This window comes from Sphingobacterium sp. JB170 (genome assembly GCF_900163865.1).
In the GTDB taxonomy this organism is placed as follows: domain Bacteria; phylum Bacteroidota; class Bacteroidia; order Sphingobacteriales; family Sphingobacteriaceae; genus Sphingobacterium.
This window is the reverse complement of record NZ_FUKU01000026.1, coordinates 199526-219379: the sequence shown is the minus strand read 5'-3', so window position 1 is coordinate 219379 and position 19854 is coordinate 199526. Positions and strand designations below refer to the sequence as shown.

17 protein-coding genes and 1 tRNA gene are annotated in these 19854 nt (G+C 41.6%); 8 read left to right on the top strand and 10 right to left on the bottom strand.

What is annotated here, in order from left to right; translation table 11 throughout:
• The first annotated feature begins 2 nt into the window (after window positions 1–2).
• Window positions 3–818, top strand: coding sequence for a DUF1080 domain-containing protein (locus tag FM107_RS06465; protein ID WP_086947694.1), 816 nt, complete (start codon window positions 3–5; stop codon window positions 816–818).
• Between the two features lie 74 nt (window positions 819–892).
• On the opposite strand, the gene FM107_RS06460 is transcribed toward FM107_RS06465, so the two are convergent.
• Entirely contained in the window at window positions 893–1594 is a 702-nt protein-coding gene (locus tag FM107_RS06460; RefSeq protein ID WP_086947693.1) for a YjjG family noncanonical pyrimidine nucleotidase, read from the bottom strand.
• Window positions 1595–1702: 108 nt separating this feature from the next.
• Between FM107_RS06460 and FM107_RS06455 the strand changes: the two genes are divergently transcribed.
• The 6 genes from FM107_RS06455 to FM107_RS06430 are packed head-to-tail and all read left to right on the top strand — an operon-like array spanning window position 1703 to window position 5960.
• Window positions 1703–2581: a sensor histidine kinase KdpD gene (locus FM107_RS06455; RefSeq protein ID WP_086947692.1), complete on the top strand. Its 879-nt coding sequence runs from the start codon at window positions 1703–1705 to the stop codon at window positions 2579–2581.
• Window positions 2571–3281 carry a response regulator transcription factor gene (locus tag FM107_RS06450; protein ID WP_086947691.1) on the top strand — a complete coding sequence of 237 codons (711 nt, stop codon included), beginning with the start codon at window positions 2571–2573 and terminating at the stop codon, window positions 3279–3281. Before FM107_RS06455 ends, FM107_RS06450 begins: the two co-directional genes overlap by 11 nt.
• A gap of 8 nt (window positions 3282–3289) precedes the next feature.
• Entirely contained in the window at window positions 3290–3811 is a 522-nt protein-coding gene (locus FM107_RS06445) for a hypothetical protein (protein WP_086947690.1), read from the top strand.
• Window positions 3808–4842, top strand: coding sequence for a uroporphyrinogen decarboxylase (gene hemE, locus FM107_RS06440; protein ID WP_086947689.1), 1035 nt, complete (start codon window positions 3808–3810; stop codon window positions 4840–4842). Before FM107_RS06445 ends, hemE begins: the two co-directional genes overlap by 4 nt.
• Window positions 4843–4892: 50 nt before the next feature.
• Window positions 4893–5444, top strand: coding sequence for a CopD family protein (locus tag FM107_RS06435; RefSeq protein WP_086947688.1), 552 nt, complete (start codon window positions 4893–4895; stop codon window positions 5442–5444).
• A gap of 9 nt (window positions 5445–5453) precedes the next feature.
• A complete protein-coding gene (locus tag FM107_RS06430) occupies window positions 5454–5960 on the top strand; it encodes a hypothetical protein (RefSeq protein WP_086947687.1) in 507 nt (168 codons plus the stop codon).
• A 12-nt stretch (window positions 5961–5972) separates the two neighbouring features.
• On the opposite strand, the gene FM107_RS06425 is transcribed toward FM107_RS06430, so the two are convergent.
• The 4 genes from FM107_RS06425 to FM107_RS06410 form a co-directional block, all read right to left on the bottom strand.
• Window positions 5973–7406, bottom strand: coding sequence for an NAD-dependent succinate-semialdehyde dehydrogenase (locus FM107_RS06425; protein WP_086947963.1), 1434 nt, complete (start codon window positions 7404–7406; stop codon window positions 5973–5975).
• Window positions 7407–7747: 341 nt separating this feature from the next.
• The gene (locus FM107_RS06420; RefSeq protein ID WP_086947686.1) at window positions 7748–8962 is read right to left on the bottom strand and encodes a bifunctional 3,4-dihydroxy-2-butanone-4-phosphate synthase/GTP cyclohydrolase II; all 1215 of its coding nucleotides are present in this window, start codon (window positions 8960–8962) and stop codon (window positions 7748–7750) included.
• A 75-nt stretch (window positions 8963–9037) separates the two neighbouring features.
• Window positions 9038–10498, bottom strand: a complete 1461-nt coding sequence (locus tag FM107_RS06415; RefSeq protein WP_086947685.1) for an LptF/LptG family permease — start codon at window positions 10496–10498, stop codon at window positions 9038–9040.
• A gap of 131 nt (window positions 10499–10629) precedes the next feature.
• Complete coding sequence (locus FM107_RS06410; RefSeq protein ID WP_086947962.1) at window positions 10630–11010, bottom strand: START-like domain-containing protein; 381 nt, start codon at window positions 11008–11010, stop codon at window positions 10630–10632.
• A gap of 391 nt (window positions 11011–11401) precedes the next feature.
• Here FM107_RS06410 and FM107_RS06400 point away from each other — a divergent pair.
• A tRNA-Met gene (locus FM107_RS06400) sits at window positions 11402–11475 on the top strand.
• Window positions 11476–12133: 658 nt separating this feature from the next.
• Here the strand turns inward: FM107_RS06400 and FM107_RS06395 are convergent.
• From FM107_RS06395 to FM107_RS06375, 5 genes are read right to left on the bottom strand one after another with little or no spacing between them, the layout of a single operon-like run.
• The gene (locus FM107_RS06395) at window positions 12134–13294 is read right to left on the bottom strand and encodes an exo-alpha-sialidase (protein WP_086947683.1); all 1161 of its coding nucleotides are present in this window, start codon (window positions 13292–13294) and stop codon (window positions 12134–12136) included.
• Between the two features lie 11 nt (window positions 13295–13305).
• Complete coding sequence (locus FM107_RS06390) at window positions 13306–15294, bottom strand: beta-N-acetylhexosaminidase (protein ID WP_086947682.1); 1989 nt, start codon at window positions 15292–15294, stop codon at window positions 13306–13308.
• Between the two features lie 34 nt (window positions 15295–15328).
• Window positions 15329–16507, bottom strand: a complete 1179-nt coding sequence (locus FM107_RS06385; protein WP_086947681.1) for an AGE family epimerase/isomerase — start codon at window positions 16505–16507, stop codon at window positions 15329–15331.
• Window positions 16508–16509: 2 nt separating this feature from the next.
• Window positions 16510–18603 (bottom strand): GDSL-type esterase/lipase family protein, encoded by a 2094-nt coding sequence (locus FM107_RS06380; protein ID WP_086947680.1) that lies wholly within the window; start codon window positions 18601–18603, stop codon window positions 16510–16512.
• A gap of 1 nt (window position 18604) precedes the next feature.
• Window positions 18605–19849, bottom strand: a complete 1245-nt coding sequence (locus tag FM107_RS06375; RefSeq protein WP_086947679.1) for an MFS transporter — start codon at window positions 19847–19849, stop codon at window positions 18605–18607.
• Window positions 19850–19854 lie beyond the last annotated feature (5 nt).

Genomic DNA, 19854 nt, shown 5'->3' with positions numbered 1-19854 from the left:
GAATGGAAAAAAAATTTATGAGCATCATAGGTGCTGCTTTGGTATTTACAATCACGTCTTGTAATACACAGAAAGTTAAAAACACCTCAACTCCAACTCCCGAGTATGAGATAACTACAAATCCCAAAGTTAACATTAAGTCCTTTAAAAAGAACGCTGATGGAGCATACGTCTTATTTGATGGTAGCTCACTGGAAGGATGGAGAGGATATAATAAAGCCGAGGTCCCAGGGAAATGGGGTATTGATGGCGAGACGTTGAAATATTCAGCAAGTCCAGCAGGAAATCCGGACGCCGATGGTGGTGATCTGATTTTTGCTTACGATTTTAAGAATTTCGAACTCGAATTTGAATGGAAAATTTCCGAGGGTGGAAACTCCGGCGTATTTGTCCTAGCGAAAGAGGTTAAAGATCAACCGATCTACATATCAAGCCCGGAATATCAATTATTGGATAATGAGAATCATCCCGATGCGAAAATGGGCGTAGATGGAAACCGTAAATCAGGATCCCTTTATGATATGATTCCTGCCAAACCGCAGAATGGAAATCCTGCCGGTCAATGGAATAAAGCGAAAATTGTTGTAAACAACGGAAAGGTTACACATTATCAAAATGACGTGAAAGTTGTAGAATACGAATTTTGGACGCCGGAATGGAGGGAGCTGATACAATCCAGTAAGTTTAGTGAAACTAAATGGCCTTTAGCGTATAAACTTTTAACTGAAGTTGGTGGGAAATCAAAATCTGGTGTTATTGGTTTTCAAGATCATGGCAACGATGTTTGGTTGAAAAATGTTACCGTAAAAGTGTTGTAGTAACCAGGAACGACTAATAAAGAAACGACCCGCTAAATATTTATTTAGCGGGTCGTTTACAATATGCAGGGGCCTTAAAACATTGATTGAAGCTCCTTTAAATTTGTAACCATATGTAATACGTCATCCGGTTTTTGGGCGCCCACTGCATTAAAATATATCGCATCGATACCGGCATTTTGCGCCCCGCGAATATCAGCGTCTAAGTTGTCACCGATCATCACCGCATTTTCAATGCTCGTTTTTCCATTGCTGATTGCGAATTGAAATATCTCCGGACTGGGCTTGTTGACCCCAACAATTTCAGAAATGACGATTGTATTAAAGTACGGACGAAGTTTACTGCGATCTAACTTCATTTCACAAGCCTCTTTGAAACCGTTTGATATTAAGTGTAGATTATAGCGAGATTGGAGGTAGGTTAATGTCTCATGCGCATGGGGAAATAGTCTCGTTTTTGTCGGGCAGATCGCAAGATAATCGTCATTAAATTTCCAAGGAAATACCTTTGGATCAATGCCTAATTCGCGGAACGTGTCCTCAAATCTTGCTTTTCGCAATGTTTCTTTATCAATCTTTCCATGATGATAAAGATGCCATAGTCTGTGGTTATTAACAGTGTACGTCTCGATGAATCTATCGGAGTTTTCCTCACCAGTCAGATCGCGGAACGCGTATCTTCCATAGAGCTCGTGGAGGGTTTCACGTGCATTAAGATCAAAATCCCATAAGGTGTGATCTAGATCAAAAAAAATATCTTTTTTCGCTGAAAACATTTACAAACTTACACAAAAAAGGAATCTTCGTATTAGTGTCAAAATCGACTGAGTATTTCCTTTGGTCTTCACAAATAGTTATTTTTGTGTATATTGATAATTCTTGCAATGAAGAGAGCACTGTTATTGTTTTATTTCTTGGTTTTATATGCGATTATGCAACTCTCTTGGTGGGGTTACTTGCTCGTGAACTATGAACCAGAGCGCCGCGTAATGATAATAGGGGAAGGCGTGTTTTTCCTTCTGATATTTATTTGGGGGGCGTTGCGTTTGAAAAAGCTAATCGTAAGAGAACATAAGCAACAAACACAACAACAAAACTTTTTGCTTTCTGTGACGCATGAATTGAAATCGCCATTAGCGTCTGTTAAGTTATATATTCAGACTATTATGAAACGCGATTTGAATAGAGAGCAGCAGCAAATGTTTCTTTCTAACTCGTTAAAAGATATCGAGAGATTGGATTATCTGGTTGAAAATGTTCTTTTATCGACAAAATTGGAAAACAATCATTTTAATCTACCTAAAGAAGACTTTAACTTCTCAGAGGTAGTAAGCAATGTGGTCGGGCGTTTACAAAAGAATTTCTGCAGTACACAAATTATTGAACCAGACTTAGAAGAGCAGGTTATCATTCATGGCGATAAGTTTGCGATCACTAATGTCGTGAATAATTTAATCGAAAATGCTATTAAATATTCTCCGCCGTGTGCGAAGGTAAATGTGGCGTTGAAACAAAAAACGGAAGGTAGACTCCTGTTTTCTGTCTCTGATCACGGCTCTGGAATTTCGGAAAATGAAAAAAAGCTGATTTTTAATAAGTTTTATCGCGTGGGAAATGAATCGACACGTAAAACAAAAGGAACTGGATTAGGCTTGTATATCGTAAAGACTGTATTACAAAAGCATAATGCGACCATTAAGGTTAAAGATAACACTCCTTCTGGGAGTATTTTTGAAGTAACATTTGACAACTATGCAAACTAAACAACGTATACTATTAGTCGAAGATGAAGAACATTTGTTAGAAGCTATTAAATTAAATTTGGAGCTTGAAGGCTATCGTGTGACCACTGCGGTTGATGGTAAGATGGCACTTAAACGGTTTAAAGAAGAGCGCTTTAATCTCGTGGTTCTAGATGTGATGATTCCGGAAATTGATGGTTTCCAGGTCGCAGAGACAATTCGGTTGCAGAACACAGAGGTTCCTATTATGTTCTTGACAGCGAAAAACAGTAGCGAGGATCGTATCACCGGGCTAAAAAAGGGAGCCGATGATTACTTGGTGAAACCTTTTAATTTGGAAGAGCTTATTTTACGCGTAGGAAATTTAATTCGTCGTGGTCTTAAATCGGACGATCTTAAGGAATTTAATTCCTACACTATCGGTGATAAAACGATCTATTTTAACTCTTTTGAACTTCATCATAGCGATGGCACGATCACGTCATTGACAAAGAAGGAAACAATGCTTCTAAAGTTGTTAATTGAAAGAAAAAATGATGCGGTTTCTCGAGAACAGATTTTGGAAACTGTTTGGAACTACGATGTTTATCCTTCGACTCGGACGATCGACAATTTCATTTTAACGTTCAGAAAATATTTCGAACCTGACCAAAAGCACCCGGTGTACTTCCACTCCATTAGGGGCGTCGGGTACAAATTTACGGATACGCCGTCAGCATAATCGACTAGATGAATACGAGATCAAGAGTAATTGTCATCGCAGTCGCGACGGCATTTCTTCTTTATGCACTGTATGCAGGGCATTATAATATCACCGTTTATATTCTTGGGGGAATCGGTTATCTCGTATGGTCGCATTTTCGTGAGGGCACTGTGTTTTTGGCGACGCAGGCATTTCATAAACAAGACTACGAGAAAACAAAAGTCCTTTTGGAAGAAATTCAAAACCCAGATAAATTACGTAAAGGTCGTCGTAACTTTTATGAGTTTATGATGGGGAATATTGCTTTAAAAGAGGAAAAGATTGATGAGGCTGAGTATCATTTTCAGTTGGCGTCTCGACTACCTTGGAAGCGGGATTCGGAGAAAGGCTTTGTCTTCATTAATCTTGCGAATATAAGCTTACGGAAGAAGAATTACGAGCGAGTACAACCTTATTTAGATCTAGCAAAAAAGCTGAAGTTAACGGCTCGCCAGACGGGCATTATAGGGAAAATAGAAATAGAATTAAATAAACTAACAAAGAAGTGAGTCAGATTTTAGAAAACGATTTATTGATCCGAGCTGCACAATTGCAGCAGACCGAACGACCACCCGTATGGATGATGCGTCAGGCCGGTCGTTTTATGCCTGAATATTGGGAGATTAAGAACAAATATAGCTTCTTAGAGATGTGCAAAACGCCAGAGATTGCCGCTGACGTAACGATGCTTCCTGTAGATTTGTTAGGGATTGATGCTGCGATATTATTTTCTGATATTCTGGTAACCGCAGAAGCCATGGGAGGAGATCTTTCCTTTGAACAAGGTGTTGGCCCTCGATTTAGCAACCCCATTCGCTCGAAAGCGGATGCCGCTAATCTTTCAGTCGACTGTTTAGATAAGCTGTCCTACGTTCCCGATGCAATCAAAGTAATTCAGCAAAGACTTGACGGCAAACTTCCTTTGATCGGATTTGCCGGTGCACCTTTTACTATATTAAGCTATCTAGTGGAGGGCGGGTCGTCTAAAGATTTTAAGAAAACGAAGTTGATGCTCAACAATGAGCCAGAATTGGCACACAGTATCTTGCAAAAAATAGCGGATGTGACTATTCAATATTTAAACCTACAAATTGACGCAGGCGTTAATGCTGTTCAACTTTTCGATAGCTGGGCGCTAGCTTTGTCGTGGAACGATTATAGAGAATTCTCTCATAAATATAATGCTTATATACTGGCAAATATTAAGCGTTCTGTACCCGTGATTTCGTTCTGTAAAGGCTCGTCTGTTTTTGCCCCAATTATGGCTGAAGCGAAACCAGATGTGATTTCGGTAGATTGGAATGCGGATTTAAAAATTATTAAACAGTCTCTTCCCTCGGGAATCGCAGTACAGGGAAATCTTGATCCATTTGTTTTGTATGCGGATAAAGCCGTTATACGGAAGAAGATTCTTGATCTTTTCGAGCGCATGCGTGGTGAAGGCGGTTTTATCTTTAATTTAGGTCACGGAATAATGCCTGATATCCCATTCGATAATGTGAAGTACGCTATTGATGTGGTAAAAGAATTTAGATATTAATTAAGGGGGGGGTAATCGCAAACATATCCCCACCCTGCTTTTAGAGTTCTATGTTGTATTTATACGCGAAATCGGTACATATAATCTTCATGGTCTGTTGGATGGCGGGACTTTTTTATATGCCCCGTTTATTTGTGTACCATACCGAAGCGAAACATAAGTCGCGTGACGAGTACCGTGTTTTACATGAACAATTTATAGTGATGGAACGTCGGCTTTGGTGGGTGATCGCTACACCGGCGATGTATATCACAATATCCTCGGCTTTGGTGATGCTGTATTTGTCTCCTGGTTTTTTATCTCAACCCTGGATGCATATCAAATTGGCTTTTGTCGTCTGTCTTATTGCATACCATTTTAAAACACAGCATTTAATGCATTTGCTTGCTAAAGGCCAATCGAGATGGAAATCGGCTCACCTTCGATTATGGAATGAGGTGTCCACTATTATCCTATTTGCTATTGTATTTTTGGTTATCTTTAGGTCAGCTGTCGACTGGGTATTTGGCGTGCTCAGCCTTGTCGGGTTGGCAGTGTTACTGATGGTTTTAATCAAAGTCTATAAACGGTATCGGAAGTCTAAAGGAGAGCGCATTGACTAACTTATTAACATGAAAAATATACTCATAATATTTGTCCTAATTGCTTTAGTTCACACAAGCTATGGACAACAAAATTCATTTGCATTAGGTTTTTACGGCGAGGTACAGCTAGAAGATCCCTCCTATAATGGTGCTTTCGGGATACAGGGCAAATATGATTTCACGAATCATTCTGGTGTTCAGGCACAAGTTTATGGACGGAATGGATATGTGGCGGTGGGCGCAGATTATATCCTTTCGATCTTAGATCGAAGTAAGACGAATTTTCAGGTTTTTATCGGTGGGGGTGTTAGCCAAGATTTTTATCGGTACAATGATGCGGATGACAATGATAATATCACCATTCCCGAATCGAAAGATAATTTCACTGTCCTCAACGGACAGGCCGGATTTGGCTACTTTTTTCCTGACGTCAATTTATCCGTCTACACGGGATACAAGCTGAAATATAACACGAATTGGGATGAGGTAGATCCCAATTATGTAATGCTGGGTGTTCGTTATCATTTATGGTAGGTCCGAGTAACCTCACTCACCGAAACAAACGTACTTTACCTCTAAATACTCGTCGATACCATAGGTGGAACCTTCGCGGCCGATCCCTGATTGTTTTACGCCACCAAATGGAGCAGAGGCGTTGGAAACCATCCCGGTGTTAACACCAACCATTCCCGACTCGATCTGTTCACTGACTCGATGGCAACGAAAAATGTTGTTGGAATATATATAAGCGGCAAGCCCGAAGGGCGTATCGTTGGCGAGCTGAATGGCCTCTTCTTCGGTCTCGAAGGGAAATAGGGCACAGACTGGGCCGAATGTTTCTTCGTGAGCGATAAGTGCATCAGTTGGCAAGTTTGTGATCACCGTCGGGCTGTAGAATAGACCTCTCAGGACTTTTCCTCCAGTTAGCAGCCTCGCACCACGGTTTAGGGCATCCGCAATGTGTTCGTTTACTTTATCGACACCGCTTTGATTAATAAGAGGACCCACCTGAGTGTCTTTTTTGATACCTTCACCCACTTTGAGTTTTTTTACTTCTACCGTGAGTTTCTTTGCAAACTCATCGTAAACGTTTTTTTGTACATAGAACCTGTTAACTGCAACACAGGTTTGTCCGGCATTCCTAAATTTACCTGCCAATGCCCCTTGCACGGCTTTATCGATGTCTGCATCGTCGAATACAATAAACGGAGCATTGCCGCCGAGTTCCATTGATACCCGCTTTACGGTCCCTGCTGCTTGGCTCATCAACGTACTACCAACTGAGGTAGATCCTGTAAATGATATCTTGCGCACGAGCGGGTTTGTCGCAAGTTCTTTACCGACCCCCTTACTATCTTTCGAAGTGACGATGTTCAATACTCCGGCCGGAAGTTTAGCAAGCTGCGCTACTTTCGCGAGCGCTAAGGCCGAGAATGGGGTTTGCGAGGCAGGCTTAAGTACAACGGTACACCCCGCAGCGAGAGCGGGCGCTATTTTTCGTGTTATCATGGCTAGGGGAAAATTCCAGGGCGTAATAGCAGCAATAACACCGACAGATTGTTTTATTGTTGTTAAACGTGAGCCAAGCTTTACCGAGGGTATTGTTTCTCCATAAGTACGTTTACCCTCTTCAGCAAACCATTCCATGAATGAATTAGCATAGTCTACTTCGATAAGTGATTCCTGTATAGGTTTACCGCACTCTAGTGTCATAATCTCTGCGAACTCGTGGGCATGTTCATTTATTAGTTCAAACATCCGTCTTACGTAATTTGAGCGTTCGCCAACAGTGGTGTTGCGCCAACTGAGCCATGCTTGATTAGCCGCTTCGATCGCGCGTGTGCAATCGGCGACATTAAGATCGGCTACGGTACCAAAGGGTTTTAAGGTCGCTGGATTTATGACGGTAAAGGTTGATTTACGAGTGACGAATTTTCCGTTTATATAGGCACTGTTTTCGAGAAATAGTTTGTTGCTCATGATGATCGTTCTTTGGGTATAGATGCGTGTTTTCGGGTAAATAAACATACCCCGGCCAGCGCTCATTCTTGGCCTCTTTTATCAGGAACCCAACAACTGAATTTTTGTTTGTTTGATTTAAAACTTATGTATTTTAAATTCCATTGTGATTTGTGAAAGTTGGGAAAAATGAGTTAGCGAATTTAAATTTCGGAAGTCATAAACCCATTATAAACTACTCGGGAGCATACCTATGTATTGACCTTTTGATACTTTGGGGAGCGGAGATCATTTACGTCTTTAAAAAAAGCGCCGGACTCGGGTTCTCCAGAGCACGACGCTTTTAAATATGCGAGATCGGGTTATAAATTCTTAAGAATTAAATGACCCATTTTATCTCGCTTGGTCTTTAAGTAAGCTTCATTAAAGGGGTTAGGCGTGATTTCGATAGGGACGTTTTCTACTATTTCTAAACCGTACCCGACTAAACCTGCACGTTTGGTTGGGTTGTTAGACATCAAACGCATCTTGGTTACTCCTAAATGACGTAAAATTTGTGCCCCCACACCATAATCACGGAGGTCAGCTTGAAATCCTAGTTGTATATTCGCATCTACGGTGTCGACGCCATTTTCCTGTAATTTGTAAGCGCGTAACTTGTTGATAAGACCTATGCCTCTACCTTCTTGGTTCATATAAACGACAACGCCACTTCCTTCGGCCTCAATCATCTCCATCGCTTTATGGAGTTGCGGTCCGCAGTCACATCGGCAAGATCCAAAGATGTCACCGGTTATACAAGAACTGTGTACCCGCACTAGGATCGGCTCATCTTCTTTCCATTCGCCTTTGTATAAGGCTATATGCTGTTCGCCTGTATTTTTTTGTGTAAATGCTTTAAGTTTAAAGTCACCCCATTGTGTAGGCATTGCAACAGTTTCTTCTTCTTGAATTAGCGAGTCGTGTTTTAATCGGTATTCAATTAAGTCTTCGATACTTATGATTTTTAAATCAAAACGTTTAGCCACTTCCATTAAGTCTGGAAGACGGGCCATCTCACCATCCTCTTTAAGGATTTCGACAAGTACACCTGCTGCTTCAAATCCAGCTAAACGAGCCAAATCGACGGATGCTTCGGTGTGGCCGGTACGGCGCAAGACACCACCATCTTTAGCGATAAGCGGGAAAATATGTCCCGGACGACCTAATTCTTCTGGCTTAATATTCGGATCTATTAGAGCTTTGATAGTTTTGGATCTGTCTGAGGCGGAGATACCAGTGGTACAACCATATCCCTGAAGATCGACCGATACGGTGAAATTTGTTTCATATACGGCGGTATTTTGACCCACCATTAAATCGAGATGAAGTTCTTCACAACGCTGTTGCGTGAGTGGTGCACAGACTAATCCGCGACCGTGTGTAGCCATGAAATTGATTATCTCGGGGGTCGCATTTCTCGCTGCTGTCACAAAGTCACCCTCATTTTCACGATCTTCATCATCGACAACAATGATGACTTTTCCAGCTTGGATGTCCTTTATCGCTTCTTCGATTGTATTTAATTTTGTACTCATGTTGTGTTAGTCTTTCGATGCAAAGGTAGCGTACTTTCGTGCTATTTGTATAATAGACTTGTCAAAAATATTCCTTTATTGTGTAGATGATTTTTTGGTGAATTTTGCAGTAAACCATTTCCATGCAGCCTCAATTTTCAATTTATATTGGTCGAGGTCAAACAGTGAGGAGTCGGTTGTTGCTTTGTAAGTCAAGAATGCTGCTAAAGGTGTCAAGACGATTATAGCCATCCACATGCCCATAAATGGCTCCAAGCTTCCATCGCGTGATGCTTTCTCGGAAACGGTGGAAATAATGTGGTAGATTAAGAAAAATATTATGGCTACCACGACCGGTAACCCCAATCCCCCTTTACGGATGATTGCGCCGAGCGGCGCTCCAATAGCGAAGAGAAGTAAGCAGGAAACAGCTAACGTGAATTTTCTATGAAATTCAATATTATAGCGAATATCCTTTTCGGAATACAGTTTATATTCAGCTTCTTTCATTTCGAACACGTTGTTTAATTGCTGAATTTGACTTAACGCATTACTAATTACATTTCGTCGTTTGTCGGTGGGTAAGTAGTCTGTTAAGAAATTTGTAAAATTTGGAACCTCTACCGGTTTAACCTTTGCGTCATGATGGTAAGGTGAAAGGTAGTTTATGTAATTTTTTGTCTCCTGAAATACCATTCGGGAAACGCTGTCTAGTTGAATTTGATTCGAGTCTGTGTATAGCCTCAACTGTTTAAGGTTTAGCATAGAGTGGTGAGACTTGAATAAGCTCTCGTCCGTTCTTTTCATTTGGAAGGCACCCATATCAAACTTTTGTTCAGTTTCTTTAAATCGGAATCGGGTGAACTGTTGGCGTGGATCATAACGCTTTGCATTCTGCGTTCGCGATTCTTGGTAACGCACGCCATCTTTTAGGCGTAGAATCATGTAATTATTATCGGCAGAGTTTTGCATAAAGCCTTCCTTTGCCAAAAGGACGTTGTTCGCCGTATTTCCCGTATTGTGATCGTAAATCATTAGATCTTTCAATATCGTACCGTCGTCACTTTTTGTTCGAGCACGAATAGAATATCCAGGTATTGTATTGTTGAATATACCCGGTTTAATTAGAAAATCAGCCTTTTTATTTCGCACGTCCCATAGTAATGAACCCATTTTCAAGTTCACCACGGGCAGAATATAATCGGAAAACAGGAAGGAGCCTGCAGCGAAGAGGGTGACTAGAAAGATGAGCGGTGTCATCGCTTTACGTAGTGAGTAGCCCGCCGCTTTGATCGCTACTAACTCATAGCTCTCGCCCAAGTTACCAAACGTCATGATTGATGATAGCAGCATTGAAAGTGGTAATGCCATTGATAATTGTACGGCACATTGGTATGCAATTAACTCCAAAAGCACATACCATTCAAAACCTTTACCAATTAAGTCGTCTATATACTTAAATAAAAAAAGCATCAGAAGAACGAACATCACGATACAAAAACATACCAGGAACGGTCTTATAAATGCTTGTAAAATTAGTAAATGTATCTTCTTCATGCACAATAGATATTATAGCGGAATATCAGCCACAAAGATACTACTTTTTCTGTATTTGTTATTTCTCGAACGTTCGTGTTCAACGGATTTTCGAATATTTTGAAGAGCGCATACCAATGCCCGCTTTTAGTCTACTGCGCACCGATAACACTTTGTAGATATCCGATCGAATTATTCCATATTTGTTTACGATCCTCTAAGTTATCTTGTTTTACGAAGTCTGTAATTGACAACGCAACATCATTCGTCAGCTCATCCTGAATAATTTCAATCTCGAAGTAATAAGGCTCGTCTTCAATCCATTTAAATCGCACGGACTTGTTGTCTTTAACAGACGCTAGCCGAGCTAAGTTGACTTCATCGTCCCAAATGAACTCGTAGATACCATCTTTGAAATTCACATCGTCAGCAAACCATTGCGATAAAGCATTAGGTTCTTGAATAAATGGAAATAAAATTCGAGGAGACGAATTTATGATGTATTCTAAATGAATTTCAATTTTTTGTTCCATGTGATTTATTTTGGCAATTATTGTTTTTAACAACATCGACGCATCGTGCTGTTTGTAATAATACAGTTTTATTTTGGAATTCAAAATTAAAACAAAAATAAAATACAATTATCTTTGAACTTGCCGACAAAATTGCAAAAGTAGCCCAATAATAGGTTTTTAATCACCACAGAGATAAATTATTCGAACAAGTCTCTGCGGATCCTCTATACATGCATTTGAAAAAATATTTTCTATTTCTTGAATATATTAATGTAACGGTGTTTTTTTCAAAAGAAAATATCGAATTAAGAATGAGTCTTTTCCGTATTTATTCACAGCAATTTACGCTTAATTTTATATTTTTTACTTTGCATATTGATGGTATTTGCTATATTTGCATCACCAAAACGGCGGGGTAGCTCAGATGGTTAGAGCGCAGGATTCATAACCCTGAGGTCGGCAGTTCGATCCTGCTCCCCGCTACAAATTGCAAAAGAGGCATAATTCAGAGCTAATTCTGGAATGCCTCTTTTTTTTTATAAGTTGCTGGCAAATATAAGATATACCATATTGCTTGTTTATATGTTGTTTAGTTCTGTAATAAATAAGATCCATAAGTTATTCGGAATCTCTCTTCGCAGGGTCATTGGCTACTGTCAACGTCCAAATGACGGAGATGTCAATAGGCGCTTTTTCCCTACTTCGGTTACCGATAGGAAACGGGAGATGTATACCGTCGACCCTTTGAATCAAGTATAAGCGGGATCTGTCATGATGCCTGTGACAAAGTAGTCAAAATCGAGGTGAAAATGATCTCCTGTAAGCAATGGTGTTTCGTCTATGATCGTAAGTTTCACTAGTCATTTAAGCTACCTGCCACCCAATTCGTCATATGAGCGAGTTATTCACTGTATTTATGTTGTTTTGTGTGCGTTTTTCAAGAAAACTCAGATCACTGTAGGTGTTTTTCATGTTATGCGTATGGAATATATCCAATAATATCAAATCCGCTAGCTTAATTATTACGTCAGCGAGAAAGGCCCAAGTAGCTTACGGTGATAAAAATCGGATTTGCATTAAAAAAGAAATCCCCTCAAGTTTTGTTTTAAGGGGACTGCCGATTTATCGGCAGTCGATCCAATTATTTAATTTTAACAGGGCTGAAAACAATTTTTTGATAGTTCTCTTTTTCATAGAACACACCAATTGTTTTCTTATTTATCAAAACAATGTCTGAGTAGGCGGCGTAAGAATTTGCTTTACCCTCAGGCGCCTTGGCGATTGTTTTATTAAAATACCACGATTTTCCTCCGTCCTTCGACAGTCGGAGTGTTAGATTGTCTCTATCTTTCGTATCGGCAGCGTTACATACTGCGAGAATATATTTTTGTCCTTTCTTCCAGGAAAGTGTACTTCCTTGATTTACAGGGTCGGGAAGTTTCTTGTCGTAAAATGTGGTATCCCACGTAACTCCGCCATCACTCGAGTAGCTGACAATACGTTGGCGTACATTACCTTGTTGATTACGAGTGTTCATATAAAGTTCGGTCTGCGAAATTTGTGCAGCCATGGATTCGTTTCCTCCTTCAAAAGGAATAGTTTCACTCAGCGTAAAGGTCTTACCGTGGTCATCCGAGTAATAGGCGTTTGCAAAATAATCTTTGCCGGCTTCTTTTGGCGTCCCCTCCGAGTGGTTTGCGGGGATATAGAGTCTTCCTTTATACTTTCCGGAGTTAAATTGCATTGCATGTCCCGGCGTGTTCGCGTGCGTGCGCCAGTCTTCTTTGAAATTATAGGCAGCATTCATGGTAGGTTGTTTTGGTCGATGTACTTGGGTAGTAATGTTTTGTGGTTCCGACCAAGACTTAGCGCCATCTGTAGAGGTAATATACCAAACCTCACGCAACCCGTTTCCTTTTCTAACTTCGTGTTCGTGATTGTTTCCGGTGTTGTAGAACATGAATATTCTCCCTTTGGGGTAGGCAGGATCAAATTCATCAACAACGGGGGCTACGTTACCTGCCTGTAGTTTATCGTAGTCTGCAGCAATCTGAATTTCTCCCCATGTTTTTCCCTGGTCTTGGCTAATTTTGTATACGATATCTACATTTCCATAGTCACCTGCGTGATCGACGCGCCCTTCCGAAAATGCGATGAGGTCACCATTTGTATTTTTAATAATTGCTGGAATACGAAAGCTTGCATAGCCATCTTTTCCTGACTCGAATACCGTAACTTCCTGTGCTCTGATGGCAAAAATAGCCAATAAGGAAACGATTGTAAGATAGATTCTCTTCTTCATTTGATTTTAATTTAAATGTTATATGGAACAAAGGTGAACATCCATTTTATTGGATTATCCCAGGTTCTACCTTGAAAGCTCCCAACGGGGAGTTTCACGAGGACATTGTTCCAGCCTTTTTTCAATTTTATTTTTTTAGGTTTTCTGAATGAGTACCCTTCATCGATAAGTGGAGTTTCGATATCTCCTTTTATTCCTGCTTGTTTCCAGGTAGGAGGGGCAATATACTTGTTATTTACCCAAATGGCACTTTTCTGCGTATCCCATGTCCCCAGCGAAGGGGAGTCGCTTGCGTAAGAACGCGACAGGTCGTTAAATCCTATCCAAAACTGTTTTACTTGATCGCTGTCACTCCATATTTGGGTATATGCATACCAAGTCGTGTTTTCCTGTGGATTGTCGATAGCGCCTTTTATGACATCGTTCCACCAATGGCGCAAAATGAACGTTCCTCCTTTTATTTTCTTGAAAATCGGGTACTCGCTCAAGTCTGTTGCTTGTTCGACGGCGAAACCCTTGGTTAGATCACCACCGTTCTCAAAGGGCCCGACAAGATTCCAAGTAATATCCGTTTGCTTTGTGTATGGGAACGGTTCGTCATGGAAGTATTTTTTTTTATGGAAAAGTAAGCGGGTTTCAAATTCCTCAAATTCTTGGTATCCTTGGGAACCTGATGGCATAACGTTACAGATCCAATCGGTCTCGCCACCACCTCGCCATATTCGCTCCGCGTAGGTGAGTATTGAAGGATAAACCGCATTTTGATATAATATATCTTCAGGCTTTAACACGGCTCGATCGGGCCATACGCACAAGGTTCCACCTAAGAGGTTAGCGTGACCATAGTCTTGTAAGCCGATCTTTCTGTGAAAGAGTGTTGTTACCGTTTCTAATGGGTCCATATGGTTAATATAGAGGTGTTTGGAGTCGATGTGTTGGACTGCACCTTCCTCTAGGATTACTTTTGCGCCACCCATCCATAGCTGCCTGATTGTCTGCTTGGAAAGATTGCTTCCGGGATCCCAACCAATAGTTTTATACCCCAGACTTTCAACATAGCGAGTTATTTCTGGCATGAAGTTTTTGTTCGTAATTTTCACTTCATCACCACCGATATGCATGTAGGGGAGTTCGGGGTAGGTTTCTGAAAACTCTTTAAGTAGTTCCTTGATATATATCATTCCAGAGTCGGATTGCATATCAACCCCGAAAAAGCGGCTAAAGGCTTTGCTATGTCCAGGCATGTCGATCTCTGGAAGGAAGGTAATATGACGCTCTTCACAGTAATCAATTAATGATTCGAATTCTTTCTGGGTGTAATGCAGTCCTTTCCCGCGGGTCATATACTTGGCGTCGGTTAAACCGGGATATTTTTCACTGACCAAGCGCCAAGCAATATCTTCTGTGAAATGGAAGTGTAACACATTTAGCTTATATGCAGCCATCACATCGATCTGTTTTTTGAGCATATCCAGGGGCTGGTAATTTCGACCTACATCCACCAAGTAAGCGCGCCATGCAAAGGCAGGCTTATCATTGATGTCACAAAAGGGGATTTTATGATTGTTAATTTCAAATTGTTTGAGTGTTTGTAAACCATAAAACAGTCCAGATTTGTCACTCGCCTTGATCGTTATCCCATCCTTGTTAACGGAAAGTTGGTAGCTTTCGGGTTGAATGTTTTTGTCGCCCTTTTCCGACAAGCTTAACAATAACGTCGGCGTGCTACCTTTTTTATCCGATTTGGTCGCTGTTATGTTTAATCCAGCAATAACAGTAGTTGCTAGCTGGTATTCATTTTCAAGCGATGGGTTATCTGTTTCAACAGTAATACCATGCTTTACGTCTAATACGTCGCTTGTCCAAGAGGCCTCTGTAGGCATGGGAATAAGTGACTGTTGGGCGGCTGTCGTAGAAATGTTTACAAATAACGTAGAAAAAAATATTACCGCACTAAAAAATATGGCAGCATATCCATTGTCGTAATTGTCGCTTTTCATTGAATTTAGATTGTAAATGTGGGATACTCGCATGCTATTTGTTGAGTTCGTTTTCTAAAACAGACCAACAGTACCATTCTTGACGCGGTAAATGAAATGGCCCTTTAAACATATTTCCTTTGGCGGTCTGCGATATGCGTCCGTCACGGTGTAGATAGCCAAACCATTCACCATTTTTTTTATCATGAAAATGTGCGTAGGCGTAATCGTGAATTTTTTTATGCATTGCTGCGTACTTTTTGTCTTTTGTAAGTAAGTAGGCCAATAAAGTTGCTATAATTGTTTCATTTTGCGGCCACCAAAATTTCATATCTTGCCAATATTCTTGTACAGGTTTGTTGTATACATCTCGGAAATATAGTATTCCTCCGTGTTCTTCGTCCCAACCGCGTTCCCACATATAGTCCAGCATGCGACAACCCAGATCAATGAGTTTGGTGTCATTTTTTCGATACATTGCTTCATGTAGAATGAACCAAGCACCTTCGATAGCATGACCAGGGGTTAATGTCCGTCCGTCAATATGATCAACGATGTCGCCGTTTGCACTCACCTGTTCCATAACGCAACGAATGTCATCTTTCACAAAATTATCCTCAATTTGATGGATCCACCCCAAAATAGCTTCATCACATCGAGAATCGCCGATAGTGTCGCGAAGCTGCTGCGCGGTGTTGATCATAATCATCGGTATACCTATGCCTTTTGTGAGGCGAGTATCTTCGAATTTTGGTTCAATTGGGCGTTCCCCATTTGCATATTCTAGACAGATGCCGAACAATTCACGTGCATTATCTGCTGCCTGTTGGTCCCCCGAGGCTTTAGCGTAAGCAGCAAATGCAATAACAGCAAATGTTTCGGAGAAAAAGTAACGTCGCATGCGAATGGGATTCCCTAGTTGGTCAACGTGGAAATACATTTTTCCATTTGTATCGAAGCACTTATCACGTAAAAACTCGTAACCTAGCCGCGCACCTTCAAGCCATTCCTGGCGTGGTTCGATGGTATTGTATAAAGTGGCAAGTAACCAACAAGTGCGGCCCTGAATCCATACCGCTTTATCGGTATCGATTAATGTTCCATCACCATCGCGCATTAAGAGGTATCCACCATTTTCTTTGTCGTAGGAACGCGGGAACCAAAATGGTACCGTGTCCTCCAAGAGTTGTTTTTTATAAAATTCGCGAAGGGCAATGAGTTTTTCTTTATCCATTTTTATTTCTCTAATAATATACTAAATGTGCTTGCTGGTAGGCCTGCATCATTGGTTAAGTTTCCTCTACTGACGGGGTCCCATCCGTACACTAGGGTCATAAGTTTGGAATTCCGAGGCATCTCCAAGTGCACGCGATCGTCTACAATCTGCGCGTTTGCCACCATAAACTTACCGTCACTTCTTTGGAATGCGAACCCTCGGACAGGAGAGCCGTCATTTGTTTGCAAATTGTATTTATAATCGAAATCCACTTCGATAATGTTTTTTATAACTTTATAGCTTTTGTAAAGTGGTCCAGAAGGAATATTACTCTTGTCGTATTCGTTTGACAGCGCCCATTGCGCTAATCGTTTTGCTACGATGATTTTTTCTTTTGGATGTACGTCATTTGGGTTACCTATATCGCTGGATACGGCCATCCCACTATTGGGAATGTCACGCAACAGTAAGCGCTGTACATTACGGAAATGCGGCCAGGATTGGCGCTCGATACTTGAAAGCTGCGTATAATAAAAAGGAAGGTCATCGTGCCACGCTTGGCGAACGCTTTTCACAAATGCAGGGAATAGCTTTTGATATAGCTCGGCGTTATCAGCGTCGCTTTCTCCTTGATACCAAATTATCCCTCGAATAGAAAACGGTACCATGGGTGCTACTCCCGCCTGGTAAATATAAGACGGTGCATAGGGGTGCTGTTGGAACGCGGAATTGGATAATTCGAGGTTTTTCATTGCGCGCTCACGGCACCATAGCGTTAAGTAATCGCTTTGGCGCCACGGGTGAAGAGATTGTACAAATGTGGGATTGGATTCTAAAGTTAGGCGCGGAAGCCAGGCAAGTTGCGGGGACCCGCCCACTGCAAGAGAAATGATTCCGATAGGAACGTTTACCTCACGCGATATCTCGTTAGCGAATGCATAGCCAATCGCCGAAAAATTCTCAGCATTTTTTCTGTTGTTTTCATGCCAAGTGCCCGAGAAGAATTCCAGCTCATTGGCTTTCTGCAATGTAAGCGAATCCCATGCTGTATTGTCTGTGTTCGCTGCCGTTTCAAATTGTAATAGCCGTATGTTCGGGTCTGTACCGGACGCATCAGCTAAGCTATCGCCGCGGAAGGCTTGATGTAACCGGAAGCCCATATTCGACTGTCCTGCCGCAAGCCATACATCGCCTACGAGCACTTGATCAAAAGTGAATTTACTTTGGCCGTTCTCAACAATCAGTGTTTTTGATTTTGGACTCAGCTTCGGTGCTGGGAACGTTAGCTCCCAATGGCCATCTGTGGAAACCGTTGTATGCTGCGTATGCCCATCCCATATAACGCTCGTACATGTTCCTGCATTTGCCGTGCCCCATATCTTTAGCGGCTTATCTCGCTGGACAACCATATATTTCCCAAAAACGGAGGGAAGTTTCAGATCACCAAAGTTACCGGTAATATGCTGATAGACCGTTTGGGCAATTAGCGTGGCTCCTGCAACATTGGGATGTAACGTGGGAGCATCCGTCACTAGATCTGGCCGATTATGCAAAGCGGTGTACAAATCAATTATGGGTAAATCTCTCGTGTTAGCAACATGTGTTATCTGCTTTTGTAGTGCATGGTACCAGTCGAACGTACTTGAGGAGAATCGCGGATGCCCCGTAAATATGGGAGACATTTGACAAATGAAAATTTTTATCTTCGGATTATCCTGACGCAGGGTGTCAATAAGCCACAGGTAGTCGCTTATAAATTGGTTGCGGAAGTGTGGGAAATTTCTCGGATCCGTATCGTTTAACCCTAAATGTATGACTGCTATATCAGCTTTATACGTTAATGCGTCCTTGAATTGTTTGGTTTTATTGTATGGCCTGTGCCCATTACGAAGAAGTGTGGCACCACTGTGTCCAAAATTCTTCACCTCGTAGTTTGATCCCAGTAATTTAGCTAGGGTGGCCGGATAGGAATTTTCTTCAGAGTTTTCTAGTCCCTTTCCTTCAGTGACAGAATCTCCAATGCTTGCAACCCGGGTTTTGGTTTGCCCATACACCGACAGGCCAAGTAGCACCTGCAAGCAAAGTAGTAATAAGCGTTTCAAAATTAATGTCATGTTATTTTTGTTTATCGGTAAAATCGATTACTTTCGGACGAAGCGTAAATAATTGGAGTAAGAGCGCGGCCAAGACGACAACTGCCAAGGTAGCAAAGCCATTTCCAAAATGTCCTTCGTCTTTAAATTTACCTAATACCTGTGTGATGGCCGCACCGGCGAATACACCAACCATGTTCATAAATCCATATGCCGTGGCACGTAAACGCGAGGGTACAAATTGACAGAGAATAGGCATATTGTTGGCATCGAATATACCGAAACCTATTCCGAATAATATTGCTGCGCCGACTACGGTGAGAAAAGTGGTGCCCATCCCCAGAAGAATCAATGAAGGGATCGTGAATGCTAAACCGATTGCGCTGGTGTATACGCGTCCTCGGACGTTTTTTAAAACCCATCGGTCACTGACCATTCCTCCCATGATTACGCCTACAAAAGACGAAGCGGCGATCGTAATCGTTGACAGCGGACCTGCTTGCTCCATCGGGATATTTAAGCTATCGGCAAACAACGTCGGAAGCCAATTTTTAGTTGCCCATCCCGGTAGGCTAGGCGCGGCGAAATAAAATAAAATTACCCAAAATGCAGTCATTGAAAAAAGCGTAGATAGTCCTTTAAGAAATGGTATCTTAATCGGTGTCCGGAGCATACCGTCAGTATGGGGCTCACGACTTTTTTCGTGCAGTAAAAAGCTTAGGATTATCGCGTAGACGATACCGACAATTCCAAACCAGTGGAATGCGGAGTGCCATCCCACGCTCGCGGCAAGCGTGGCGCCAAATCCCCCCAAGGCTTGCCCCATATACAGGCCTGTCATGTGTATACCGATAGCCAATGATCTAGTTTTTCCAGTATGATAGTCGGCGATCAGTGCAAGCCCTGCAGGAATATATAAGGCTTCGCTTATTCCCATTACTGCTCGTAAAATAAGTAGATGGTCGTAGTTGTCAACGACACCCATTGCATAGGTGACTGCTGACCAGATGAAAAGGCTTATCACGATCAGCCATTTACGATTTACTCGATCGGCAATTACACCTGCGACCGGACTCATAAAGCCGTATATATACAAAAAAATAGCCATGAGAATCCCGAATGCTTCGGCTGTCTGTAATTCTACAATATCTACTTGCATTGACTCACGCATCGTTGATAACATCTGCCGGTCTAAGTAGTTCAGTAGCGCAACAAACCAAAGGAGGCCTACGACGACCCATGCGTATTGTTTAGTATTTTTTAACATGCTAT

Excerpts from the sequence above, each read along its gene's own strand:
- FM107_RS06410 (WP_086947962.1), bottom strand. The coding sequence starts at position 11,010 with ATGGAACAAAAAATTGAAATTCATTTAGAATACATCATAAATTCGTCT.
- FM107_RS06430 (WP_086947687.1), top strand. The coding sequence starts at position 5,454 with ATGAAAAATATACTCATAATATTTGTCCTAATTGCTTTAGTTCACACA.
- FM107_RS06375 (WP_086947679.1), bottom strand. The coding sequence starts at position 19,849 with ATGTTAAAAAATACTAAACAATACGCATGGGTCGTCGTAGGCCTCCTT.
- FM107_RS06395 (WP_086947683.1), bottom strand. The coding sequence starts at position 13,294 with ATGAAGAAGAGAATCTATCTTACAATCGTTTCCTTATTGGCTATTTTT.
- FM107_RS06415 (WP_086947685.1), bottom strand. The coding sequence starts at position 10,498 with ATGAAGAAGATACATTTACTAATTTTACAAGCATTTATAAGACCGTTC.
- FM107_RS06465 (WP_086947694.1), top strand. The coding sequence starts at position 3 with ATGGAAAAAAAATTTATGAGCATCATAGGTGCTGCTTTGGTATTTACA.
- FM107_RS06380 (WP_086947680.1), bottom strand. The coding sequence starts at position 18,603 with ATGACATTAATTTTGAAACGCTTATTACTACTTTGCTTGCAGGTGCTA.
- FM107_RS06390 (WP_086947682.1), bottom strand. The coding sequence starts at position 15,294 with ATGAAAAGCGACAATTACGACAATGGATATGCTGCCATATTTTTTAGT.
- FM107_RS06425 (WP_086947963.1), bottom strand. The coding sequence starts at position 7,406 with ATGAGCAACAAACTATTTCTCGAAAACAGTGCCTATATAAACGGAAAA.
- FM107_RS06385 (WP_086947681.1), bottom strand. The coding sequence starts at position 16,507 with ATGGATAAAGAAAAACTCATTGCCCTTCGCGAATTTTATAAAAAACAA.
- FM107_RS06420 (WP_086947686.1), bottom strand. The coding sequence starts at position 8,962 with ATGAGTACAAAATTAAATACAATCGAAGAAGCGATAAAGGACATCCAA.
- FM107_RS06435 (WP_086947688.1), top strand. The coding sequence starts at position 4,893 with ATGTTGTATTTATACGCGAAATCGGTACATATAATCTTCATGGTCTGT.
- FM107_RS06455 (WP_086947692.1), top strand. The coding sequence starts at position 1,703 with ATGAAGAGAGCACTGTTATTGTTTTATTTCTTGGTTTTATATGCGATT.
- FM107_RS06460 (WP_086947693.1), bottom strand. The coding sequence starts at position 1,594 with ATGTTTTCAGCGAAAAAAGATATTTTTTTTGATCTAGATCACACCTTA.
- FM107_RS06450 (WP_086947691.1), top strand. The coding sequence starts at position 2,571 with ATGCAAACTAAACAACGTATACTATTAGTCGAAGATGAAGAACATTTG.
- FM107_RS06445 (WP_086947690.1), top strand. The coding sequence starts at position 3,290 with ATGAATACGAGATCAAGAGTAATTGTCATCGCAGTCGCGACGGCATTT.